This is a genomic window from Leptolyngbya sp. AS-A5 (assembly GCF_039962495.1).
Lineage (GTDB): Bacteria > Cyanobacteriota > Cyanobacteriia > Leptolyngbyales > Leptolyngbyaceae > Leptolyngbya.
In genome coordinates, this window is record NZ_JAMPLL010000071.1 from 1 (window position 1) to 7429 (window position 7429).

General features: G+C 47.0%; 7 protein-coding genes and 1 pseudogene. 4 read left to right on the plus strand and 4 right to left on the minus strand.

Translation table 11 applies throughout. The features are described from left to right. Window positions 1-529: 529 nt before the first annotated feature. The 3 genes and pseudogenes from NC980_RS25915 to tnpA form a co-directional block, all read right to left on the minus strand. A complete protein-coding gene (locus NC980_RS25915; protein WP_190377392.1) occupies window positions 530-1063 on the minus strand; it encodes a GNAT family N-acetyltransferase in 534 nt (177 codons plus the stop codon). 275 nt (window positions 1064-1338) lie between these two features. Beyond that, window positions 1339-2199 (minus strand): GNAT family N-acetyltransferase, encoded by an 861-nt coding sequence (locus NC980_RS25920; protein WP_190377393.1) that lies wholly within the window; start codon window positions 2197-2199, stop codon window positions 1339-1341. 151 nt (window positions 2200-2350) lie between these two features. Next, window positions 2351-2785, minus strand: a pseudogene (gene tnpA, locus NC980_RS25925) (IS200/IS605 family transposase). A 449-nt stretch (window positions 2786-3234) separates the two neighbouring features. Here tnpA and NC980_RS25930 point away from each other — a divergent pair. The 3 genes from NC980_RS25930 to NC980_RS25940 are packed head-to-tail and all read left to right on the plus strand — an operon-like array spanning window position 3235 to window position 4484. After that, window positions 3235-3666: a hypothetical protein gene (locus NC980_RS25930; RefSeq protein WP_190377394.1), complete on the plus strand. Its 432-nt coding sequence runs from the start codon at window positions 3235-3237 to the stop codon at window positions 3664-3666. 24 nt (window positions 3667-3690) lie between these two features. After that, window positions 3691-4101, plus strand: coding sequence for a hypothetical protein (locus NC980_RS25935; RefSeq protein WP_190377395.1), 411 nt, complete (start codon window positions 3691-3693; stop codon window positions 4099-4101). After that, window positions 4098-4484, plus strand: coding sequence for an HNH endonuclease signature motif containing protein (locus tag NC980_RS25940; protein WP_190377396.1), 387 nt, complete (start codon window positions 4098-4100; stop codon window positions 4482-4484). The genes NC980_RS25935 and NC980_RS25940 overlap by 4 nt, the downstream gene beginning before the upstream one ends. A 192-nt stretch (window positions 4485-4676) precedes the next feature. On the opposite strand, the gene NC980_RS25945 is transcribed toward NC980_RS25940, so the two are convergent. Next, window positions 4677-5153, minus strand: a complete 477-nt coding sequence (locus tag NC980_RS25945) for an anti-virulence regulator CigR family protein (protein ID WP_190377397.1) — start codon at window positions 5151-5153, stop codon at window positions 4677-4679. 849 nt (window positions 5154-6002) lie between these two features. Between NC980_RS25945 and NC980_RS25950 the strand changes: the two genes are divergently transcribed. After that, the gene (locus NC980_RS25950) at window positions 6003-7061 is read left to right on the plus strand and encodes an NAD(P)-dependent alcohol dehydrogenase (protein WP_190377399.1); all 1059 of its coding nucleotides are present in this window, start codon (window positions 6003-6005) and stop codon (window positions 7059-7061) included. Window positions 7062-7429 lie beyond the last annotated feature (368 nt).

Sequence of the window (7429 nt, forward strand, 5' to 3'; positions counted from 1 at the left end):
GCAAAAGAGTTCTTCTAGACTAGACATGAGGGCAAATTGGGCGGGATTTTTAGCAATTTCAGCCTATCGAGTTTGCCCCTTTCTTGTCCCATTCCTTATCCCGAACTCAGGTTACTTAGGTAATTAAGGAAGATTTTTGCAACAGAACTTTCTCACGGAGACTCACGTTTCATTAGAAGAACTCTGTATTTCCCAGGGTTGCTCGTGAACTGACGCTTACCAAAGGCTCGAATTTTAACGCTCTATACTTTTGGACAGTTTATCCTTGCCAAAATATACTTTTGGACAACTTATGATTTCAGAGCCCGCAGAAATTCTTGAATCGATTTACGCAAAGATTAGGGTTTTAGACGTTAGTTTGAACAACTTATGATTACAGTTCTGGACAACTTATGGTTGCAGTCACAATGGGCTGCGGCAGTTAACTAAGATTTGGAAAAATCAATGAAAACGGCTAAAGTGAGCGGCGACAAACAACATTGGAACGAAGCGCAAAGGATCTTCACATCCGCTCCACTGCTGTGCTAGCTTACTCCTGTTCGAGTATGAACTGATGCACTTTCTCTGCAAAGTTTACATTCCTGCCTAAGCCGTTGTCTTTGAACCCCACCCGCGTAGCGACGATCTTTGAATACTTATTAGCTGGCACAATCAAAGCGATCACTCGACGATAGCCAAGTTCCTCAAGGGAGTAACGAGCCAGTGCAGTTGCGATCTCCGTCGCATACCCTTGCTGTCTCGCGCTCGGCATCACTGCGTACATTATTTCTATCGTCTCTTCGTCGTGCGGATTTAAGCCACAGAACCCCACAAACTGTCTGGTCATTTTTTCTTCGACTGCAAAGGCAAGCATGGGATGTGCAGAGCTGTATGACTCGATGGTAGACTCAACAAGCTGCTTGGCTCCCTGTCTGGTCTTCTGCTCCTGTGCAAAGGGAAGAAATGCCGTGGACTCGCAATCCGTCATAAAGTTGATGAACAACTCAATATCTCCGCGAGTGAATCTGCGAATTCGCAATCGTGCTGTATCAATCTGTCGTGTGGGTAGAGATGGAGAGGTCATCGACATCCTCTTTGACAGCTAACTATTAATTAGACGGAACCACTTCGGGCTAATTTCCCTCGCTCTCCTATAGCTTTGAGTAAAGGTTAAGAAGCGTACGTTTGGCAATGCCCGCCTCCGCAATTTATTTGAGAAAAGCGTCGAACGCTAAGCTGATCGCCTCGCTGTGATGAGTTCTTTAAGTGATGAAGTACTCGCCACTCTACTTCCAGAAGGTATCCCGGAGGAGAGGCTAACAGGGATGTAGGTGGGCGATTGCATCGGTGGTTTAAATATCAGCACTGGATTGAGGGTAGATAGGCACCAGAAGGTTCGGTAAATTCTCCAAATGACATATAGGAGGCTACCTTGATCGTGCGGTGACCATTTGCCAAAGCGCGGCGGAACAGATGGGGGCGGTTCAAAGGACAGATAAAGACTGCGAGGGGCGGTGGGACGTGACGGGCAGCGTGGGCAATTAAGGCTAACAAATCATCGTCGGTTTCAGCTCCTGCATGTCCAAAGAGGCTAGCAATGAGATACCCAACTGGGCGCCCCTCTCGCTCACGCAAAAAGCCTGGAAACGGGGCTGTTAAGAGTTGAGCCGCATCACTAGCCCGAGAGAAAGCATAAGCATTTAGGCTAAGAGATTTGATACTGTCTAGATCATCGGTTGTCAGCGGGCGAATTGTCGAATCATCTGCGCTGCTGGGTTGAGCTTGCATCACTGCTGCCGAGGCACGCCAATCAAAACCCAAAGCTGTGTAAAGGGACAAAGAGGCGGTGTTGACTGCTTCTTGAAATAGACGAGTTTGGCGAATGCCGCGTCGCTGGGTTTCGTCTATGACCCACTGCATCAGCGCCCGACCGATCCTACGAGACTGAACACCTGGATCGACTGTAATAGGGCCAATACCCGCGACAGAATCGCTGTGCAACAAGAAATTAGACCCAACCACTTTACCGTCTAGTGTGGCGACAACTCCGGTATAGTCAGAGCGGGAGGCAATGTGGGAGATGATCAACATCCCAGTGTCGAGATCGGGTATATCACGCTGGACAGCATGACGATCTTGCAAGGTTGAAAATGCCTCGTGGCAGATTCGGGCAAGTTCAGGAACATGATCTTCATGCAGCGGAATGAGCTCAAGAGACATCACAACACCTCTACCAATAATTTGGAAGGCTTGATTATATCAGAGGGCAAATCGACACTTCTTCACCTATGCGAGCGATCGCGCTTGTTGAACTAAACCACTATGCACTGAAAGTACATAGGTTCCTTCAGGGCTGAAAGCCCAAGTTAACTCATTCCAGCAAGAAATTGTCGTTGTCCTGATTCGATGGGTTTCGATGATGTTCTAGATACTCTTGCACTAGCTCCTCCGTGAGATTTCCAGTGCTCCAGGCTCCATACCCGATTGCCCAGAAGTGCTTGCCCCAATACCGCTTCTCCAACTCTGGATATTCTTGCTGGAGCAATCGCGACGTGCGTCCCTTGATCCGCCTCACGAGGTCACTTATAGATTTTGAGGGTGAATACTCGATGTGCATATGCACATGATCCTTACTCACCACCCCCTTGAGGATCTTTACGTCCTCTGCATCGCAAATCTAGATAATCAGTTCTCGACACCGCTTCTGGATCTCTCCTTTCAGCACCGGATATCGATACTTGGTTACCCAAACCAGATGTGCGGTTAATCGGGTCACGGTATGGCTGCCTCGGCGCTGGTCGCTCATGATGGTTTTTCTCTCAAACCTATCATGCTTCCCTTTTGCAGCCATCGGGAGGTGTGTAGCAACTAAAGTCTCCCACTAAAGTGGGTAGTTTCGACTAGCGTGCTGGAACAATGAATCAATAATATAGATCAATATAACGTTGCCCATCACCCACCGCAGATCACCTTTGTAGCATGCCGATCAACTCTCAACGGTCGATGTGCATGGGCGTTGAGATAGCCGTAAGATGTTTGGACATATTACTTTTGTCTAGGCATCTTTTCTCTGCTCACATGAGGTTAATCAATAAGTGAATACGCTCCAATATAAAGACTATATAAAATAGTTCATTTGATCGACCTAGAAGTAGATAATTTCTTGTTTCAATTTGATGAGTTTGGGCATCTTGAAGTCATATTATTTTGACTGGATGTGTGAATAGAAACTGGCTCTAAAATTGGCAGTATCCCATGGTTTCTAAAAAACGAGCGATTGATTTTGCAGTAAAGCTTGGCTGGACACAAGAAGATGCAAAAAGAGCTTATGAATTGATCGGGGTTAATCTCAATTTAGTTGCAGACGACGACGAATTTACCCTCGCGTTGGCTTTAGCTGATTATGCAGGTGAGGTACTCTACGATCGCCAACGTAAGCAAGCTGCTCAAAAAGCGCAAGTTACCAAAAAGACGAATGAAATCGAGAGAATAAAGACTGCCCACGCTGCAAAAATTGAGCAGTATGAGGAAAATCTGAAGCTTCAACGCAGTCAATTCGTTGGAATCATCAGCCGTATTTACAAATTCGCTCAGAGATTTGGATTAAGAGATGCTTGGATTGATGCCTTGCTCATCTCATATAACGACTATCTACAAGACGAGAACGATTCGTCAAAAGCTGGATAAACCTATTCTCCTGCCAGACTCACGATGTCAAAATCTTCTTCAGAAATTAAGACCATAACGCGAAAACAGCTTCGCGGACTCGGTTTATCTCTCTACCTTGCGGCTGCTATTACGAAGGCATTGAAACCCTCTAGTCAGAAAGGTTCTACTTATTTCTATGCCGTAACTGAAGTTATAGGTTCACTGCGTGAGTATCTGCAACGATCAAGAATTAAGCCTGCTACTCGTGAAACTCTCAAACCTGCTTTAGATATCCTCTTAGATTTGATCGGGAATGTTGTCCCCGTCGCCTTCGGCACTTCGACTGATCCTGAACTCAGCCGATTGGCACGAGAGCTTATGTCTACAATTTCAAAGACCAATTCTTCATTAGCTGCTCTCAAAGTAGACGCTGAAATCAAAGCAACATCTCGTGCAAAGCGTGAGACAACATGAGCAATCCTCCTCCATTTCCCGACTTCTCAGATTTGGCGCGTGGTTTGATGTTGCTCAAAAATAAGCTGGATCAGCAAGTCAAGGATTTTGAGAAAGATGCACAAGAAATCAGGCAGTATTACTCACCTCGTGCCAAGTTTGAGCGTTGGAAAGCAACGGAAGACGGAAAACTGTGGAAAGAGAAACAACACAAGCGTCAACAGGGTTGCTGCGATGAGTGCAAAATCAGGATTGAAATAAAAGGTTCTCACATTGATCACATTGACCCTATCTCCAAATTTCCAGAATTAGCGATCAACGTGAAGAACTTGCGGTTACTCTGCCCAGATTGCAATGTTAGGAAAAGTGATAAACGTCAGGATACGTCAGAGGGCGATCTCTAGTGGTTGGGCTTGTTCTTGCAAACCAAAAACATTCGATTGATGCCATGGCGTTGGCGTTTGGCTTGATAGTCTTTTCAGGCATCCTCTAAAACAATCAGGCCAGATTGCTGGAAAGAGCAATCTGGCTTTGTTGTTCACGGGTAATCATTTAGAGAGCCATCAGTTTGGATAGCTTATCCAGGGAGCCAACCCCTAAATGAATTGGGAGATCAAATCGACTACGATCTTTGTCGCAGAATCGCAGAGGACAACATTAGATCCAATGACAATCAACTCATACTGAGCCGGAATATTGAGGTATGTGTTAACCGTTCTGGGCAAAATCACTTTTTTAGCAATGCCAGGGGGCAAGCCTTTCCCACGAGCTAACCGCTTTTGAATTCCAGGGGGCAGGGAAGAAATTTGGCTGGCGACCAGATTGCGAGTGCTGACATTCAGAACATCATTGCGTACCACTCTGCCACTCAGCAGCGCTGTCAACTGGGTTCGTTGTTCGGAAGAAAAAGAAGAAATTGTGGTGGTTTGGGTAGAAGACGTAGTGGGCTGCACTATATTCGATTGTTCACCTTTTTTGCCCTTGCTAGGTTTTGCCTCAGCAGCAGTAATGCACAAGCTGCTCAAAATGGCGGCTCCTAATAATACCGCTGTAAATTGTTTCCAAGTTGCCATAATTCTTTTCCTCAGCAATAAGGTGAATAATTTCAGGAGTGTTTGACTTGTTTAGAAACATCCCAAGAATTAACTACGCTGAAAGACACTACGTAGTTACTATAGTTCCCTCCTTTTTAGTGATAATTACTGCTCAAAATTGTGATTTACATCGTTTATTCTGGGTGCAGGTTGTGCTTGGTATGGTTATAGACGCTCGCACAGAACAGAGCTTAGCTAGAGACGCTCTAGCTCCCTGAGAATTCCCTAGAGCGTCTTTCTAAAGCTGAGTGCCTAGGTATTATCTTTTTGCAAGAGTTCCCTCTATTGCCCCTCAGAGGCGACTCTAGAGACTTGGTGTAAACGGATAGTACACGACTTGGCAAGTTACAGAAAAAGAAAGTTTCAAGCGACCTACTTTCGTGGCTCACCATTACGCCTAACGATGATTTCCGGTTGCTAGAAAGCCTAATTTTCGGGGCTTATTATTTTCTGCCTTCGTAACTTGCCAATTCGTGTGGCATCGTACCACCAGCAATCCCCTGCTGCCGATCTTTATTGAAACGGTGAAATCTGCCCTCGATTTATACAAACAGGACGATTAGTGCATTGGATCGGAGTGATAACGATCGTGACCCAGCAGGACTTCTTTCCTGCCCTAAGCACTCATGCAAAAGACTCTTTGCCCTTGTTTCTTAATAAATTCCTCCCCCTACTGATAGAGCAAGGATTAGCGCTCAATCTCTACGCTTGGGATGGCAACCCACCGGGCTGTCAGTGAAAGCGTGAAAAGAACGGACATCAAGCGCAGTGGCGTATAGGAACGAACCGTCCCCAACGGCAAAAGCAAACTAATAGGAGCATACAACGATGTACAACGCGAAAGCTTACTCGGCTGCTAGTGCAACCTCACCGCTCGCTTCCGATACGATCAAGCGGCGCGATCTGACCGAAACCGATGTCCAAATCGAAATTCTCTTCTGCGGCATTTGCCATTCTGACCTGCACACAGTCCGGGACGAGTGGAGTGACTTCATGTCTACGGTCTATCCAGTTGTTCCTGGACATGAAATCGTCGGTCGGGTCACTCAAGTCGGCTCAGCAGTGACAAAGTTCAAGTCTGGCGATCTGGTGGGAGTTGGTTGCATGGTGGACTCGGACGGAACCTGCCCCCAGTGCAAAGAGGGCTTTGAGCAGTTCTGTCCAAATGTAACGCTCACCTACAACTCCCCAGATAAACATCTTGGCAACGTGACCTATGGCGGCTACTCCGATAGTGTCGTCGTCGATCAGCGCTTTGTGCTGCGCGTTCCTCCAAATCTCGACCTTGCAGGAGTCGCGCCCCTTCTCTGCGCTGGCATCACCACTTACTCGCCGCTACGCTATCACGGCGTAACGCAAGGCAAGAAAGTGGGTGTGGTGGGTCTTGGCGGATTGGGTCACATGGGCGTAAAGCTTGCTCATGCACTCGGAGCGCACGTTGTGGTCTTTACCACTTCACCCGACAAGAAAGAAGACGCGATCCGTCTCGGTGCGGATGAAGTGGTCGTTTCCCGCAACTCAGATGAGATGCAGAAACATGCGGGTAGCTTTGATTTCATCCTTGATACCGTCGCCGCCGTTCACGACATCAATGCCTATCTCAATCTGCTCAGTCGCGATGGCAACATTACCCTAGTTGGCGCTCCTCCAAAGCCTCTAGAGGTTGCAGCATTCAGTCTGATTATGGGTCGTCGTAATCTCTCTGGCTCGAACATTGGTGGGATTGCTGAAACCCAGGAAATGCTCGACTTCTGTGGAGAACACAATATTACTGCGGATGTTGAAGTCATTCCGATTCAGAAGATCAACGAAGCTTACGATCGCTTACTCAAATCCGATGTGAAATACCGTTTCTCGATCGATATGGCATCGCTCAAATCTGAATAACCGAGGAAACACCATGCAAACGTGCAAACCGGCCTAGAAGTGTCGGGCGTTGAGTGGGTGAGATGACAGACCCTCTCTTAATAACCCCATTTAAGAGGAGTGTGTCACCCTTTCATATGTGCCAATTTGTGTAGCCTCAATCACCGCTAACAACGGGACAGGAGATCCGATCTCCTGTATCACATTGCAAAATCTGCGCCTAGAGGAGAAGCGACCACTGGACTTCCTACAGGAACGTTTCCTCATCGAGCAGCCTGCATATTTGCACAACTTCGGCACCTAATTCTCACCTTTCTTCGGCAGGTGATTCTCACTCAACTTCGGCAGGTCTAACGATAGCGTAACGGAACCGAATGAAAATTGCAAGC